13 protein-coding genes are annotated in these 15,324 nt (G+C 74.1%); 11 read left to right on the top strand and 2 right to left on the bottom strand.

Annotated elements, in window-relative coordinates; genetic code table 11:
* Positions 1–92 precede the first annotated feature (92 nt).
* From PV364_RS23120 to PV364_RS23105, 4 genes are all read left to right on the top strand, one after another.
* Positions 93–1,118 carry an NlpC/P60 family protein gene (locus PV364_RS23120; RefSeq protein WP_319662120.1) on the top strand — a complete coding sequence of 342 codons (1,026 nt, stop codon included), beginning with the start codon at positions 93–95 and terminating at the stop codon, positions 1,116–1,118.
* Positions 1,119–1,288: 170 nt separating this feature from the next.
* Entirely contained in the window at positions 1,289–2,341 is a 1,053-nt protein-coding gene (locus PV364_RS23115) for an NlpC/P60 family protein (RefSeq protein ID WP_319662119.1), read from the top strand.
* Between the two features lie 52 nt (positions 2,342–2,393).
* Positions 2,394–3,563 (top strand): hypothetical protein, encoded by a 1,170-nt coding sequence (locus tag PV364_RS23110; protein WP_319662118.1) that lies wholly within the window; start codon positions 2,394–2,396, stop codon positions 3,561–3,563.
* The gene (locus PV364_RS23105) at positions 3,560–4,645 is read left to right on the top strand and encodes a M48 family metalloprotease (RefSeq protein WP_319662117.1); all 1,086 of its coding nucleotides are present in this window, start codon (positions 3,560–3,562) and stop codon (positions 4,643–4,645) included. The genes PV364_RS23110 and PV364_RS23105 overlap by 4 nt, the downstream gene beginning before the upstream one ends.
* Before the next feature lie 1,032 nt (positions 4,646–5,677).
* On the opposite strand, the gene PV364_RS23100 is transcribed toward PV364_RS23105, so the two are convergent.
* Positions 5,678–6,937, bottom strand: coding sequence for a glycosyltransferase 87 family protein (locus PV364_RS23100; RefSeq protein WP_319662116.1), 1,260 nt, complete (start codon positions 6,935–6,937; stop codon positions 5,678–5,680).
* Between the two features lie 135 nt (positions 6,938–7,072).
* Between PV364_RS23100 and PV364_RS23095 the strand changes: the two genes are divergently transcribed.
* Complete coding sequence (locus tag PV364_RS23095) at positions 7,073–8,203, top strand: glycosyltransferase family 4 protein (RefSeq protein WP_319662115.1); 1,131 nt, start codon at positions 7,073–7,075, stop codon at positions 8,201–8,203.
* A gap of 124 nt (positions 8,204–8,327) precedes the next feature.
* Here the strand turns inward: PV364_RS23095 and PV364_RS23090 are convergent, their stop codons facing one another.
* On the bottom strand, positions 8,328–10,124 hold the full coding sequence (locus PV364_RS23090; protein WP_319662114.1) for an AMP-dependent synthetase/ligase: 1,797 nt from the start codon (positions 10,122–10,124) through the stop codon (positions 8,328–8,330).
* A 286-nt stretch (positions 10,125–10,410) separates the two neighbouring features.
* On the opposite strand from PV364_RS23090, the gene PV364_RS23085 reads away from it, so the two are divergent.
* The 6 genes from PV364_RS23085 (at position 10,411) to PV364_RS23060 (ending at position 15,320) form a co-directional block, all read left to right on the top strand.
* Positions 10,411–11,178, top strand: coding sequence for a metallophosphoesterase family protein (locus tag PV364_RS23085; RefSeq protein ID WP_319662112.1), 768 nt, complete (start codon positions 10,411–10,413; stop codon positions 11,176–11,178).
* A gap of 99 nt (positions 11,179–11,277) precedes the next feature.
* On the top strand, positions 11,278–11,721 hold the full coding sequence (locus PV364_RS23080; protein ID WP_319662110.1) for an SRPBCC family protein: 444 nt from the start codon (positions 11,278–11,280) through the stop codon (positions 11,719–11,721).
* A 1-nt stretch (position 11,722) separates the two neighbouring features.
* Positions 11,723–12,955 carry an ArsA family ATPase gene (locus tag PV364_RS23075; protein WP_319662108.1) on the top strand — a complete coding sequence of 411 codons (1,233 nt, stop codon included), beginning with the start codon at positions 11,723–11,725 and terminating at the stop codon, positions 12,953–12,955.
* 79 nt (positions 12,956–13,034) lie between these two features.
* The gene (locus PV364_RS23070; protein WP_319662106.1) at positions 13,035–13,436 is read left to right on the top strand and encodes a DUF5304 family protein; all 402 of its coding nucleotides are present in this window, start codon (positions 13,035–13,037) and stop codon (positions 13,434–13,436) included.
* 89 nt (positions 13,437–13,525) lie between these two features.
* Positions 13,526–14,467, top strand: a complete 942-nt coding sequence (locus tag PV364_RS23065) for an ROK family glucokinase (RefSeq protein ID WP_319662104.1) — start codon at positions 13,526–13,528, stop codon at positions 14,465–14,467.
* Positions 14,468–14,555: 88 nt separating this feature from the next.
* A complete protein-coding gene (locus tag PV364_RS23060) occupies positions 14,556–15,320 on the top strand; it encodes an endonuclease/exonuclease/phosphatase family protein (RefSeq protein ID WP_319662102.1) in 765 nt (254 codons plus the stop codon).
* The last annotated feature ends 4 nt before the right edge of the window (positions 15,321–15,324 follow it).

The following is a 15,324-nucleotide window of genomic DNA, read 5'->3' as shown; positions in this document are numbered from 1 at the left end:
GCGTACGACGGGGGACGCCGACGCTCGGGGCCGGGGAACCGCGGTTCCCGATGCACGCGGCAGGCGGCTGGAGGAAGAAGGAGCTCGCCCGAGTGGCGTCCCACCGTCGACCCAAGCAGACCAGTCGCGCACGTGTCACTGTGCTCACCGCGACCGCCGCCGCAGCCGTGGCGCTCTCCGCCCAGGCCGCCCAGGCCGCGCCCGCCAAGCAGTCCGTCAAGAGCGTCAAGGCCAAGGTCGACGCCCTCTACGAGCAGGCCGAGCAGGCGACCGAGAAGTTCAACGGCGCCAAGGAGAAGCAGCAGCAGCTGCAGAAGCAGGTCGAGGACATCCAGGACGAGGTCGCCCGCGAGCAGGCCGGGCTCAACGACCTCCAGGACGAGCTCGGCACTCTCGCCAGCGCCCAGTACCGCAGCGGCGGCATCGACCCGACGTTGCAGCTCTTCCTCTCCGCCGACCCGGACAGCTACCTCGACAAGGCGTCCACCCTGGACCAGTTGAGCACCAAGCAGGCCGAGGGTCTCCAGCAGATCGCGGAGAAGAAGCGCACGCTCAACCAGCAGAAGGCGGAGGCGGCGAGCAAGCTCTCCGAGCTCGACGAGACCCGCACCGAACTGGGCAAGAAGAAGAAGGAAGTCCAGGGCAAGCTGGCCGAGGCGCAGCGGCTGCTCAACTCGCTGACCGCCGCCCAGCGCGCCGCGGTCGCCGCCGCGGACGCACGCGCCAGCCGCAGCAACGAGCGCGTCAACCTGGGCAACGACACGCCGGCCTCCGGCCGCGCCGCCGCCGCCCTCGCGGCCGCCCAGACCAAGCTCGGCTCGCCGTACGTCTACGGCGCCACCGGCCCGAGCTCCTTCGACTGCTCCGGCCTCACCTCCTGGGCCTACGCGCAGGCCGGTGTCGGCATACCCCGGACCTCGCAGTCCCAGGCGTACGCCGGCACGCACCTGTCGATGAGCCAGCTGCAGCCGGGCGACCTGGTGATCTTCTACGGCGACATGCACCACGTGGCCCTGTACGCGGGCAACGGCATGGTCCTGCACGCGCCGCGCACCGGCACGGTCGTCCGCTACGAGTCGATCAACAACATGCCGTTCCAGTTCGGCGTCCGCATCTGATCCGCACCCGAGCCGGATCAGAGTCCGGTCGAACCCGTCGGGTTGAACCTATCGGGTGATCTCGTACGGTGACGGCCGGGCGGTGACCTGCGCAAGTGGGGCGTCGCCCGGCCTTCGCGCGTCCCGCGGTCTTTGAACTCCGCGTGCACGGCTGACTACTGTCGGCCGACGTGCCTTCCCATCGACGCATTCCGCAGCCCGGCCAGGGCCCCCGTACCGCACGGGTCACGGTCCTGACCGCCGCTGCCGCCACCGCCGCGGCGGTGGCGGGCGCCGCCTCCGCGACGAGCGCGCAGGCCCGGCCCGCGGACACCGCGACCGACGTGGCCACCCGCATCGACCACCTCTACGAGCAGGCGGAGCGGGCGACCGAGCAGTTCAATGCTGCCAAGGAGCACTCGGAGCAACTGCGCGACCAGGTGGAGGTCCTGCAGGACCGCGCCGCACGCGGCCAGGAACGGGTCAACGGGCTCCGCAACGACCTCGGCATGCTCGCCGGCGCGCAGTACCGCAGCGGGGGAGTGGACCCCACCCTCGCCCTGCTGCTCTCGCCCGACCCCGGCACCTACCTCGACCGGGCCGCCACCCTGGACCGGATCAGCAGCCGCGGCAACGCCCGGCTCGGCGAACTGCGCGACGCCCAGCGGGTGCTGGACCAGGAGCGCACCCAGGCCGCCGGCCGGCTGGTGGAGCTGGAGCGGGCCCGCACCACGCTCAACGCGCGCAAGAAGACGGTGCAGCGCAAGCTGATGGCCGCCGCGCGCCTGGTCAACTCCCTGTCCGACGAGGAGCGGGCCCGGCTCGCCTCCCGCCTGGAGCAGCGCGCCTCCCGCTCCGGACGGATGATCGACATCCCGGACCTCGCGGCGTCCTCCGCACGCGCCGCCGCGGCCGTCGCGGCCGTGCGCTCCGTCGTCGGCGCCCCCTACGCCTGGGGCAGCACCGGCCCCGGCGCCTTCGACTGCTCCGGGCTCATGGTCTGGGCGTACCGGCAGGCCGGTGTCGGGCTGCCGCGCACCTCCCAGGCACAGATGCACGCCGGGCGGCAGGTGCCGCTCAGCCAGGCACGCCCCGGCGACCTGGTCGTCTACCGGGGCGACGCCAGCCATGTCGGCATGTACGTAGGGAGTGGCCAGGTCGTGCACGCCCCCTACCCTGGCGCACGCGTGCGCTACGACCCGATCGGGATGATGCCGGTCGCGGCGGTGACCCGGCCCGCGTGACCCGGCCCACGCGGCCCGGTGCACGTGACCGCGGGACCGTACGATCGGCGGCGTGGCCCGCATCCGTCGTCCCCTCGTCCGCCTCGCCGCCGCCGCGCTGTGCTGCGCGGCGGTGCTGGCGGGCTGCAGGCCCGTCGGCGCCTCCGGCGACCGCCTGGACCGTACGTCCGTGCAGCGACTGCTGGACGGACGGGCGGCGGCACTGCTGGACCGGGACGAGCGGGCCTATCTCGCCGGTGCGGTGCCCGCCCGGCGGGCCGCCGAACGCCAGGTCTTCCGCAACCTGGAGGACGTGCCGCTGGCCTCCTGGTCCTACCGGGTCCTCTCCGTGGACGGCGGCGACCGGCCGTCCGCCCGCGTCGAACTGGACTACCGCGTCAAGGGGTACGACAGCGCGCCCGTCGCCACCCAGGAGTCGGTGCGGCTGGGACGGGGCGGCGACGGCCGATGGCGCGTCGCCGCGGAGGGCGCGGACGGCGACCAGTTGTGGGAGCAGGGCCCGGTTCGGGTGGTGCGCGGCACCTACAGCCTCGTCCTCGGCACCGTGGGCACGGCCTCTCTGAAGTCGTACGCCGCCGACGCCGACCGGGCGGTCCCCGCGGTGCTGCGGGCGTGGGGGACCCGTGGCTGGAGCGGCAGGATCGTGGTCGAGGTCCCCGCGTCACTGCGGAGGATGGGCGAACTGCTCGACGCCCCCGCCGACGCCTACCAGGGCATCGCCGCGGTCACCACGGGCGAGGCCGGCGGCCCGGCCTCGCACGCCCCGGGCGGCCGCGTCATCGTCAACCCCGAGGCCTTCGGGGAGCTGTCCGCCTTCGGACGCCGCGTCGTGCTGACCCACGAGGCCACCCATGTGGCGACCCGCTCCGCCACGGCCCCCGGCACCCCGCTCTGGCTCTCCGAGGGCTTCGCCGACTGGGTCGCCTACCGCGGCACCGGCCGCTCCGCACCGGACGTCGCCCCCGAACTCGCCCGCGACGTCGCCGCGGGCCGCGTGCCCCGGGCGCTCCCCTCCGACGCGGACTTCGGCACGCGGGCCGCCGGGCTCGCGCAGGCCTACGAGGGCGCGTGGCTGGCCTGCCGGTTCATCGCGGAGCAATGGGGCGACGCCCGCCTCGTCGCCCTGTACCGTGCCGGTGCGGACACACGCCGTGTGCTGGGGATCGGCACGGACGAGCTCACCGCGCGCTGGCGCGCCTACGTCGAGCGGGAGTTGGGATGACCGAGGACTTCAGCCCCGCCGAGACCGCACGCGGCAGGGCGCTGCGCCGGGCCCAGTCGCCGCCCCTCATGGCCGGCCGCCTGGCCGGTCTCGCCCTCCTGCTGTCCCTCGGCCTCACCCCCGCGGGGGCCGCCCTGACCGGGGTGTTCGGCGGTGCGTGGGGGCTGCGCGTCCTGGCCGGCGGGCTCCTCCTGGTCCTGCTCCGACAGGCCGTCACGCTGCCCTTCTCGGCCCGCGTGAGGGTCGTCCGCCGCCGCTACGGCCTGGTGACCCAGGGCTGGGGCGGCTGGGCGGCCGACGTCGCGCGCGGCCTCCTGGTCTCCGTCCCGCTCGCCCTCGCCGCCCTGTACGGCTTCTACGGGCTCGGCTGGGCCTGGGCCGCCCTCGGCGCGGCCTGCGCGGCCGTGGCGCTGTCCTGGCTCGCCCCCGTCGTCCTCGAACCCCTCTTCAACCGCTTCCGGCCCATGGACGCCGGGCCGTTGCGCGACGCGCTGCTGGAACTGGCCGCACGCGACGGCGTCCCGGTGCGCGACGTCCTGGTCGCGGACGCCTCACGGCGCACGACCGCCCTCAACGCGTACGTCTCCGGCTTCGGCAGGACCCGGCGCATCGTCGCCTACGACACGCTCCTGACGACCGCCCCGGCCGGCGAGGTGGCGCTCGTCGTCGCCCACGAACTCGGCCACGTCAAGCACCGCGACGTCCTGCGCGGCACCCTCTTCGGTGCCCTCGGCGCGGCCGCGGGCGTCTGTGTCCTGGCCGCTTTCCTCGCCACCGCCTCCCCCTACGCCGCCGACGACCCCCGCGGCCTCTTCCTCCTCGCCGCGGCGGCCGCCGTCGGCTCCGCCCTGGCCGGCCCCCTCGGCTGCGCCGTCAGCCGCCGCGCCGAACGCCGCGCGGACCGGCACGCCCTCGAACTCACCCGCGACCCGGCCGAGTTCATTGCCATGCAACGCCGCCTCACGGTCGCCAACGTCTCCGACCCCGACCCCCCGCGCGCGCTCCACCTCCTGTTCGGCACCCACCCCACCGCCGTCCAACGCATCGCCGCCGCCCGCGCGTTCACCACGCCCACCCCCTGACCCGCTGAGCACGTGGCCTGCCGAGGCTCCGCGGCGGCCCTCGCCAGCGGGCCTGCGATTGGACCGCGCCCGCGCTTCGTGGGGCACCTGGTGACGCGTGCCCAGGCGGGCCCCCGCGGTTGCCGGGGCAGGGGTGCGGATGCACCAAGGGGTTCGCGGCCGGCGCCGTGCGGCGGTGCGTGCTCCGATGGGTGGAGCGGTCGCTCCGCGCGGCCCCGCGCCGTGGTCTCCTCGGCGCGAGTTCCTGCTCGCCTGGTGCTGCGCCAAGGCGGGTCGGCGTGGCCTGAGGGTGCGCGGCAGGCGCCGTGCTCCGTGCCAGCCCTGCCATTCGGCCGCGCCCGCGCTTCGTGGAGCGGGGGCGTCTGGTGACATGTGCCCGGGCGGGCTCCCGCGGTTGCCGGGCGGTGAGTCCCCGGGGCAGGGGTGCGGTGTCTCCCGGCGAGGGTTTCGCGGCCTGCGCCGCTCGGTGGACCCCTGGCCGGTGTGCGGATCGTGCTGCGGGGTCGCGCTGCGTGGCCCCGCACGCGGGGGGTCTCCTCGGCATGGCCGACTGGTGGGCGCTGGGGAGGGCTCCTGGCCTGCCCACGGGACTGCGTCCGCGTTTCGCGGAGCAGGAGGCGCCGGGTGCCGTGCGCCCAGGCGGGCCGGCGTGTTGCCTGAGCGCACATCGGCGGGGGTGATGAGCCCCGTCAGGGGTGCGGATTCGCCAGGTGAGGGGTTCGCGGCCGGCGCCGTGCGGCGATGCGTGCTCCGATGGGTGGAGCGGTCGCTCCGCGCGGCCCCGCGCCGTGGTCTCCTCGGCGCGAGTTCCTGCTCGCCTGGTGCTGCGCCAAGGCGGGTCGGCGTGGCCTGAGGTTGCGCGGCAGGCGCCGTGCGGTGGACCCGCTGGGCCGGTGTGCGGATCGTGCTCCGCTCGGACGAGGGGTCGCTCTGCGCGGCCCCGCGGGGGTGAACTCGGCACCGGGCGGGCTTGCTACTGGGCCGTGCCCGCGCCCGGGCGGGCCAGTGCGGCCCGTGGTCGCCGGGGCGGCGTCACCAGGTGAGGAGCCGACCGCCGTCGGGCTCCGGCTCCGCCTCCGAGGGGGAAGGGTCCGCCTGGGCGGCGGGGAAGGGGCCGGGGTCGCGGGCCGTGGCGGCCCACAGGCGCCGGCAGGCGATGAGGCAGGCGGCGACGAGCAGGCCGTTGCGGAGCACGAGGAGCGTGATCCCGAGCGGGCTGCTGCTGACGACGTCGCCGAAGCGGATCGGGAACTCGTACAGGGTGACCGCGGTGGCGACGACCACGAGCCCCGCGGGCAGGGCCATGACGCTCGCGCGCAGCGTGAGGCAGACGGCGGCCATGCCGATCAGCCAGATCATGTACTGGGGGCTGATGACGCGGCTGGTCGTGGTGAACAGCAGGACCGCCGTGAAGGCCGCGTCGAAGGGCGTCGCCGCTCCGAGGGCGCGGGCCCGCACCCGCCACAGCAGCAGCCAGGCGAAGGCCGTGACCGTGAGCGTGAGCGCGATGTCGCTGACCAGGCCGACGTAGGGGCCGAGGAACTCCACGGAGCCGTAGTTGAGCAGCACCTGGCCCTGCCAGCCGTGGTGCCGGGCGAAGTGGAAGACCAGCGAGCCCAGCGACTCGATCTCGGTGCCGCGCTCGCCCTGGAACCGCAGGAACGCGAAGGCCCCCGGCATCCACAGCCAGAAGCCCAGCGCGAGGACGCCCGCGCCGGCCACCGCGGCCGCCCACACCCGCCGGTCCCGAACCCCGGTGAGCAGCAGTACCGGCCAGACCTTGAGCATCGCGGCGAACGCGATGAGCGCGCCGGCGACCCTGGGGTGCCGCACCGTCGCCAGCATCGCGGCCACGGCGACGGCGGTGACCATGACGTCGTACCGGGCATAGGAGGTCGGTCCCAGCAGCGGCACGCCGACCACCCAGACGTAGACGCCCGCCTGCCTGCGCCCCTCGCCGCGCGAGCCGCGCAGCAGCACGGCGAAGGCGGCGGCGTCGGCCGCGCAGGCGAGCCAGAAGAAGGCGGTGGTGTAGTCGAGGAACGGCAGCAGCCCGGGGGAGAGCACCGCCAGCGCGGCGGCGGGCGGGTACTGCCAGGTGACGTCGTGGAGCGGGAAGGTGCCGGAGCGCAGCACCTCGTACCAGCCGTGGTAGATCGCCGTGACGTCGCTGGTGACGTCGAGCGGCGACACGCTGAACACCTTGAACACGCACAGCAGCAGCACGATCCGGGTGATCACCCAGGCGAGGACGGGTCCCACCGGGGACCTCCCGCCGTTACTGCCTGCCATGTCCACCTCGTCGTTTCGCTTCTGCAGAGATGATGCACGATGCCGGTCGCGCCTGTGGACGGGCCCCGGTTGTCAAGGACGCATTCGCGGCCGCGGTCGGTTGCCGGGGCCGGCAACCGCTACGCTCGGCGCCGTATGGACAAGACCCTGATCGTCACGAATGACTTCCCGCCCCGCCCCGGGGGCATCCAGGCCTTCGTGCACAGCATGGCGCTGCGCCTGGACCCCGGGCAGGTCGTGGTGTACGCCTCCACGTGGCGCGACGGCTCCGAGGTCGCCCGGTTCGACGCCGAGCAGCCCTTCCCCGTCGTCCGCGACCGCACGTCGATGCTGCTGCCGACCCCGCGGGTGACCGCGCGGGCCGCCGGGCTGCTGCGGGAGCACGGCTGCACGTCGGTGTGGTTCGGCGCGGCGGCGCCGCTGGGCCTGATGGCGCCCGCGCTGCGGAAGGCCGGGGCCCGGCGGATCGTGGCGACGACGCACGGCCATGAGGCGGGGTGGGCGCAGTTGCCCGCCAGCCGTCAATTGCTGCGGCGGATCGGCGAGGGCACCGACACGATCACCTATCTGGGTGAATACACCCGGTCGCGGATCGCCCCCGCGCTCACCCCGCGCGCCGCGGCCCGCATGGTGCAGTTGCCGCCGGGGGTCGACGAGAAGACCTTCCACCCCGCCTCCGGCGGCGACAAGGTCCGGGCCCGTCTCGGGCTGGCCGACCGGCCGGTGATCGTGTGCGTGTCCCGCCTGGTGCCGCGCAAGGGCCAGGACACCCTGATCCTCGGGCTGCCGCGCATCCTGGCCGTCCAGCCGGACGCGGTGCTCCTGGTCGTCGGCGGCGGCCCGTACGCGAACGAGCTGAAGCGGCTCGCGGCGCAGACCGGGGTGACCGACTCGGTCGTCTTCACGGGGGCGGTGCCCTGGGAGGAACTGCCCGCGCACTTCGGTGCGGGCGACGTCTTCGCCATGCCCTGCCGCACCCGGCGCCGCGGGCTGGACGTCGAGGGGCTCGGCATCGTCTACCTGGAGGCGTCCGCGACCGGGCTGCCGGTCGTGGCCGGCGACTCCGGCGGCGCTCCGGACGCGGTGCTGGACGGCGAGACCGGCTGGGTGGTGCGCGGCGGTGTGCCGGAGGACGCGGCGGACCGCATCCTGGCCCTGCTCGGCGACGCGGAACTGCGGCAGCGGATGGGCGAGCACGGGCGCAAGTGGGTCGAGGACGCCTGGCGTTGGGACCTGCTCGCCGACCGGCTGAAGGCGCTCCTGTAGAGGCTCCTCGGCGGCAGGCGGAGGCGCAGGCGCAGGCTCGGAGGCCCTCGGGCCCGCGAACGCCGCCGGCCGCCGCACGCGCGAGGCGTACGGCGGCCGTGGTCAGGTCACGAACGCGCGGGACTCACCTGGCGTAGATCGCGGCGACCTCGTCCGCGAACTCCCGCAGCACCACGTTGCGCTTCAGCTTCAGCGACGGCGTCACGTGCCCGGACTCCTCGGTGAACTGGGTCGCCAGGACGCGGAACTTCTTCACCGACTCGGCCTTGGACACCGCGGCGTTGCCGTCGTCGATCGCCGACTGCACCTCGGCCAGCAGCTCCGGGTCCTCGCGCAGCTCCGCGGCCGTGCGGCCGGCCTTGCCGTGCTGCTCGGCCCAGCGGGGCAGGAACTCCTCGTCCAGGGTCACCAGCGCGCCGATGAAGGGCTTGCCGTCACCGACCACCATGCACTCCGCGACCAGCGCGTGGGCGCGGATGCGGTCCTCGATCACCGCCGGGGCGACGTTCTTGCCGCCGGCCGTGACGATGATCTCCTTCTTGCGGCCGGTGATGGTGATGTAGCCGTCCTCGTCCAGCGCGCCGATGTCGCCGCTGTGGAACCAGCCGTCGGTGACGGCCTCCGCCGTCGCGGCCTCGTTGTTCCAGTAGCCGCTGAACAGGTGCTCGCCGTGGAGCAGCACTTCGCCGTCGTCGGCGATGCGGACCGTGGAGCCGGGCAGCGGCTGGCCGACGGTGCCGATCTTCGTACGGTCCCAGGGGTTGAAGGCCGTGGCGGCACAGGACTCCGTCAGGCCGTAGCCCTCCAGGACGGTGAAGCCGATGCCCCGGTAGAAGTGGCCGAGCCGCTCGCCGAGCGGCGCGCCGCCGGAGATGGAGTACTCGGCGCGGCCGCCGAGGACGGCGCGCAGCTTGCTGTAGACCAGCCGGTCGAAGACCTTGTGCTTGAACCGCAGGCCGAGCGAGGGTCCGTTCGCCGAGTCCAGCGCGCGGCTGAACTCGATCGCGACGTCGGACGCCTTGTCGAAGACCTTGCCCTTGCCGCCCGCCTGCGCCTGCGCGCGGGCGGAGTTGTAGACCTTCTCGAACACGCGCGGCACGCCCAGCAGCATCGTCGGCCGGAACGAGGAGAGCTCGCCGGTGAGGTTCTTGATGTCGCTGACGTGCCCGAGCTTGATCGGGGCCATCACACTGGCCACCTCGACCAGCCGGCCGAAGACGTGGGCCAGCGGCAGGAAGAGCAGCACCGAGGAGTCGCCGGTCCGGAAGAGCGGCTTGAGCCGTTCCACCACGTTGCCGCACTCGGCGAAGAAGGCGCGGTGGCTGAGCACGCAGCCCTTGGGGCGGCCGGTGGTGCCCGAGGTGTAGACGATCGTGGCGGGGGAGTCGGCCTTGGCGGACGCGCCGCGCTCGTCGACCGTCGCCTCGGCGATGTCGGTGCCGGTGGCGGTCAGCGTCTCCACGGCGCCGCCCTCGATGCGCCAGACGTGCTTCAGCTGCGGCAGGCGTTCCCGGACGGACTCCACCGACTTCTCGTGCGCCTCGCTCTCCACGACGACGGCGACGGCGCCGGAGTCGGAGAGGATCCACTCGATCTGCTCGGCCGAGGAGGTCTCGTACACCGGGACGGAGACCGCGCCCGCGCTCCAGACGGCGAAGTCGAACAGCGTCCACTCGTACCGGGTGCGGGAGATCAGGGCGACCCGGTCGCCGGGCTGCACGCCCGAGGCGATCAGGCCCTTGGCGACCGCGCGGACCTCGGCGAGGAAGGCGGTGGCGGTGACGTCCGCCCAGTCCCCGGCGGCGGTCTTGCGGGCGATGACGGCAACGTCCGGGTGCTGAGCGGCGTTGCGGCGGATGAGATCCGTCAGATTGCCGTCCGCGGGGACCTCGTAAAGAGCCGGAAGGCTGAACTCGCGCAAGACTGCTGCTCCTCATCGGCGCCGGCGGCGGTGCTGGCTGCGTCCACTGCGGGGGTTGAACAGTGGGGCGGACTGCCCGGACGTTACCCACCGGTAAAGCTCGAGCGGTAGGGGGTGCCGTGTAGATGTTTTGTGTGTCACACCGTCGTCACACACCGGCGGTCCGCCGCGGCGCAGCGCGTATCCACTGGTTGGGAGCCTAGTCGAGGCCCTTGATGACCCGCAGGTAACAAGCGTCCCGGCACGAGCGGCCCGCGGCGGGGCCCGGCGTCCTAGAGTGATCGTCATGCGGGTCCATGTCGTCAGTGATGTCCACGGCGCCGCCGAGGCGCTCGCCAAGGCCGGGGACGGGGCCGACGCCCTGATCTGTCTCGGCGACCTCGTCCTCTTCCTGGACTACGCGGACCACTCGCGCGGCATCTTCTCCGACCTGTTCGGGGCCGAGAACGCCTCCCGCATGGTCGCCCTGCGCACCGCCCTGCGCTGGGACGAGGCCCGCGCCCTGGACCGCGAGCTGTGGGACGGCCTCGGCACCGACCGCCGCACCGCCATCGAGGCCGCCGTGCGCCGCCAGTACGCCGAATTGTTCGCCGCCTTCCCCACACCGACGTACGCCACCTACGGGAACGTCGACATCCCCGCGCTGTGGGAGGAGTACGCCGGACCCGGCACGACCGTGCTGGACGGCACCACCGCCGAGATCGGCGGCCTGGTCTTCGGGTTCGTCGGCGGCGGCCTGCGTACGGCCTACCGCACCCCGTACGAGATCGACGACGAGACCTACGCCGCCAAGGTGGCCGCCCTCGGCGAGGTCGACGTGCTGTGCTCGCACATCCCGCCCGCCGTGCCCGAGCTCTGCTACGACACCGTCGCCCGCCGTTTCGAACGCGGCAGCGAGGCCCTGCTCGACGCGATCCGCAGCATCCGGCCCAAGTACGCGCTCTTCGGGCACGTCCACCAGCCGCTGGTGCCCCGGATGCGGATCGGCACGACCGAATGCGTGAACGTCGGCCACTTCAACTCCAGGAGAACGCCGTGGGCGCTGCAATGGTGACCGCCCCGGAGGTCTGCGGGCGCCCGACCAGGCGGTAGCCTTCACCGGCAGGCACACGACAGCAGGCACAGGCAGCGACGTCCCGGAGGGGCCACGGAGATGGCGGAACACACGAGGTCCAGCATCACGATCGACGCGGCCCCGGCCGATGTCATGGGTGTCATCTCCGACTTCGCCCGCTACCCGGAGTGGACCGGGGAGGTGAAGGAGGCCGAGATCCTCACCGCCGACGCCCAGGGCCGCGCCGAGCAGGTCCGCCTCCTCCTCGACGCCGGTGCGATCAAGGACGACCACACGCTCGCCTACACCTGGGTCGGCACCAGCGAGGTGCACTGGACGCTGGTCAAGTCCCAGATGCTGCGCGTCCTGGACGGCGCCTACATCCTCGCCCCGGTCGAGGACGGCAAGCGCACCGAGGTCACCTACCAGCTGACCGTCGACGTCAAGATCCCCATGCTCGGCATGATCAAGCGCAAGGCCGAGAAGGTCATCATCGACCGGGCGCTGGCCGGCCTGAAGAAGCGCGTCGAGTCCCAGGGCTGACGTGCGCACGGTCCTGGTCACCGGCGCGGGCGGCGCGGGCCGCACCACCGTCGCGGCCGCCACCGCCGTGTCCGCGGCCGCCCCGGGGCGCCGGGTGCTGGTGCTGTCCGCGGACCGCGGCGGGGCGCTGGAGCGAGTCCTCGGCACCGCCACCGGAGCCGCCGCCGTCCCCGGCGGGTCCGTCCCGAGCGCCGACCGCGCCGTCTTCGCGGCCCCTGTCCCCTCCGCGCCGGGGCTGTGGGCCGGCCGGATCGACCCGGCCGCCTCCTTCCGCGCCGACGCCATCGAGCTCCAGGGCCGGGTCGGCGCGCTGCTCGAACTGCTCGGCGCCGCGCCGCTGGACCCCGAGGAACTCACCGAACTCCCCGGCGCGGAACCGCTCGCCCTGCTGCGCGCCCTGCGCGACACCGCCGGCCGCTGGGACCTGGTCGTGGTCGACCTCCCGCCGGTGGGCGACGCCCTCGCCGCCCTCGCCCTGCCGGAGCAACTGCGCCGCTACCTCGCCCGGCTGCTGCCCGAGCAGCGCCAGGCCGCCCGCGCCCTGCGCCCGATGCTCGCCCAGCTGGCGGGCGTCCCCGCGCCCGGCCCCTGGGCGTACGAGGCCGCCGCTCGCGCCGACCGCGAACTGGCCGCCGCCCAGGCCGTGGTGGAGGACGCGGCGACGACCGTACGGCTGGTGGTCGAGCCCGGCGCGCACGCCGCCGAGGCGGTGCGCCACGCCCGGGCCGGTCTCGCCCTGTACGGCCACCGGCTGGAGGCGGTCGTGGCCAACCGGCTGCTGCCCGCGCACTCGCCCGACCCGTGGCTGGCCGAGCTGTCCGGCCTGCAGCGCAAGGAACTGCGCGCCCTGCGCGCCGAGATCGCGGGTAGTGGGACAGGCCTGCACGAACTGCCGCACCTGGGACGCGAACCGCGCGGCACCGGGGACCTGGCGCGGCTCGCGGCCGAGCCGCCCGCCGCGGCCGCCGAGGGTCCCGCCGCGCCGCCCTGGACCACCGAGGACCGGCTCGCCGCCGAGGGCCACTTCCGGTGGCTGCTGCCGCTGCCCGGCGCGCTGCGGCACACCGTGGACCTCGTCCGTCGCGGCGACGAACTCGTCGTGGACGCCGAGGGCCACCGGCGTGTCCTGCCGCTGCCCTCCGCGCTGCGCCGCTGCACCGTGGAGGGCGCCGCGCTGCGCGACGGTGTGCTGCAGGTCCGGTTCGTCCCCGATCCCGCCGTCTGGCCCCGATGACGGCGATCGCCCCCTGAACGCACCGGCTTCGTTCGGGTAACGTCGTAGTCAAAAGCCGGAGCGCCCTACGGAGCCCACCATGAGCGAATCCACGGACCGTACCGACCGCCCCGAGGCCGATCACGACGCCTGGGCCAAGGCGAGCGCGGAGGACATCGCCGCGGAGAAGGCCCGCCGCCGGCAGCAGTCAGGACAGGAGCCGGGCAGCGCCGCGGAGGAACTGCGACGACTCGCCGAGGCCGTCGCCGAGCGGATCTCCCTGCTCCGCAGCCCCGCGGCCGAGATGGCCGCCCAGGGGATCATCGCCCAGGTGAAGCAGGCCGTCGAGCCCGTCGTCGAACGCAACCCCGAGGTCTTCGACCACCTCGCCGCGGCCGGCGCCGAACTGCTTGCCGCCTATCGAGCCGCCGTCAGCCGCCAGGAACGGCGCTGGACCTCAGGCGACGGCGGGCCCTCCAGCGAGCGCATTGACCTGGACTGAACGCGAACTGAACAAAGGGCCGAACGGGGCGCACCTCGCCCTCCGGTACGGTTGGACGCAGCGGGGATCGACCGAATACTGAGGGACACATGGGACTCACCATCGGCGTCGACATCGGCGGCACGAAGATCGCGGCCGGCGTGGTCGACGAGGAAGGCTCGATTCTCGAAATCGTCAAGGTGCCGACTCCGTCGACCTCCGAAGGCGTCGTCGACGCCATCGCCGCCGCCGTCCACGACGTCAGCACGAGCCACACGGTCGAGGCCGTCGGCATCGGCGCCGCCGGCTACGTCGACGACAAGCGGGCCACCGTGCTCTTCGCGCCCAACATCCGCTGGCGGCACGAGCCGCTGAAGGACAAGGTCGAGCAGCGCGTCGGCCTCCCCGTCGTGGTGGAGAACGACGCCAACGCCGCGGCCTGGGGCGAGTACCGCTTCGGCGCCGGCCAGGGCCACGACGACGTCATCTGCATCACGCTCGGCACCGGCCTCGGTGGCGGCATCATCATCGGCAACAAGCTGCGCCGCGGCCGCTTCGGCGTAGCCGGCGAGTTCGGCCACATCCGCATGGTGCCGGACGGCCTGCTGTGCGGCTGCGGCAGCCAGGGCTGCTGGGAGCAGTACGCCTCTGGCCGCGCCCTGGTGCGCTACGCCAAGCAGCGCGCCGTGGCCCAGCCCGAGAACGCGGCACTGCTGCTCTCGCTCGGCGACGGCACCCCCGACGGCATCCAGGGCCAGCACATCAGCCAGGCCGCACGCGGCGGCGACAGCGTGGCGGTGGACTCGTTCCGCGAGCTCGCCCGCTGGGCCGGCGCGGGACTCGCCGACCTCGCGTCGCTGTTCGACCCCTCCGCCTTCATCGTCGGCGGCGGTGTCTCGGACGAGGGCGAACTCGTCCTCGACCCCATCCGCAAGTCCTTCCGCCGCTGGCTGGTCGGCGGTCAGCTGCGGCCGCACGCCCAGGTCCTCGCCGCCCAACTCGGCGGCAAGGCGGGACTGGTCGGCGCCGCCGACCTGGCCCGCCAGGGCTAGCGCGGCCGGCCGCCGCCTGCCGGTGCCCCCGTACCCCGCTTCGCCGGAGTACGGGGGCACCGGCGTTCCGGCCGGGTAGGGTGACGGCGTGAGCGAGGTCCCGCGGCCGGATCTGCCGGCATCCCGCACGGAGCCGGACGGCTCCGCCGTCATCCGCGTCCTGAGCTACAACATCCGCTCGATGAGGGACGACGAGGCCGCCCTCGCCCGGGTCGTCCGCGCCTGCGCACCCGACATCGCGCTCATCCAGGAGGCTCCCCGCTTCTTCCGCTGGCGCAAGGCCGTCGCCCGGCTCGCCCGCGACGCGGGGATGGTGACCGTCACCGGAGGAGCGACCGCCGCCGGCCCGCTCGTCCTGTCCTCGCTGCGGGTCCATGTGGAGCGCACGGAGGACGTCCTGCTGCCGCGCACCCCCGGACTGCACCAGCGCGGCTTCGCGACCGCCGTGGTCCGCGTCGGCGGCGCCCGGCTGTCCGTGCTGAGCTGCCATCTGTCGTTGCGGGCCGACGAGCGCTACGAGCAGGGCGGGATGCTGCTGGACCGGCTCGCCGCGATGGGCGAGACCCACGCGGTGGCCGGCGGCGACCTGAACGACCGCCCGCAGGGCCGCACTTTCCGCCGGCTCGCCGGCGCGCTGCAGGACGCCCGGGCGGTACGGCCCTGGGGCGGCGAGTACACCTCCACGCCCGGCGACCCCCACCAGCGCATCGACGCCGTCTTCGCCACGTCCGGCATCGAGGTCCTCGGTTGCGGCGTCCCGGAGCCGCTGCCCGGCATCACCCGGAACGACCTGAGGGCGGCCACGGACCATCTTCCGGTCCTGGCCGCCCTCAGGGTGCCGTCGGTGCCGTGACCGC

This window comes from Streptomyces sp. MI02-7b, assembly GCF_033793585.1.
GTDB lineage: Bacteria > Actinomycetota > Actinomycetes > Streptomycetales > Streptomycetaceae > Actinacidiphila.
The sequence above is the reverse complement of the archived record's forward strand: the minus strand, read 5'-3'. Positions and strand labels throughout refer to the sequence as shown.

What these genes read in the sequence shown, in the direction of transcription:
- PV364_RS23105 (WP_319662117.1), top strand. Translation starts at nt 3,560, where the DNA reads ATGACCGAGGACTTCAGCCCCGCCGAGACCGCACGCGGCAGGGCGCTG.
- PV364_RS23100 (WP_319662116.1), bottom strand. Translation starts at nt 6,937, where the DNA reads ATGGCAGGCAGTAACGGCGGGAGGTCCCCGGTGGGACCCGTCCTCGCC.
- PV364_RS23095 (WP_319662115.1), top strand. Translation starts at nt 7,073, where the DNA reads ATGGACAAGACCCTGATCGTCACGAATGACTTCCCGCCCCGCCCCGGG.
- PV364_RS23085 (WP_319662112.1), top strand. Translation starts at nt 10,411, where the DNA reads ATGCGGGTCCATGTCGTCAGTGATGTCCACGGCGCCGCCGAGGCGCTC.
- PV364_RS23080 (WP_319662110.1), top strand. Translation starts at nt 11,278, where the DNA reads ATGGCGGAACACACGAGGTCCAGCATCACGATCGACGCGGCCCCGGCC.
- PV364_RS23070 (WP_319662106.1), top strand. Translation starts at nt 13,035, where the DNA reads ATGAGCGAATCCACGGACCGTACCGACCGCCCCGAGGCCGATCACGAC.
- PV364_RS23065 (WP_319662104.1), top strand. Translation starts at nt 13,526, where the DNA reads ATGGGACTCACCATCGGCGTCGACATCGGCGGCACGAAGATCGCGGCC.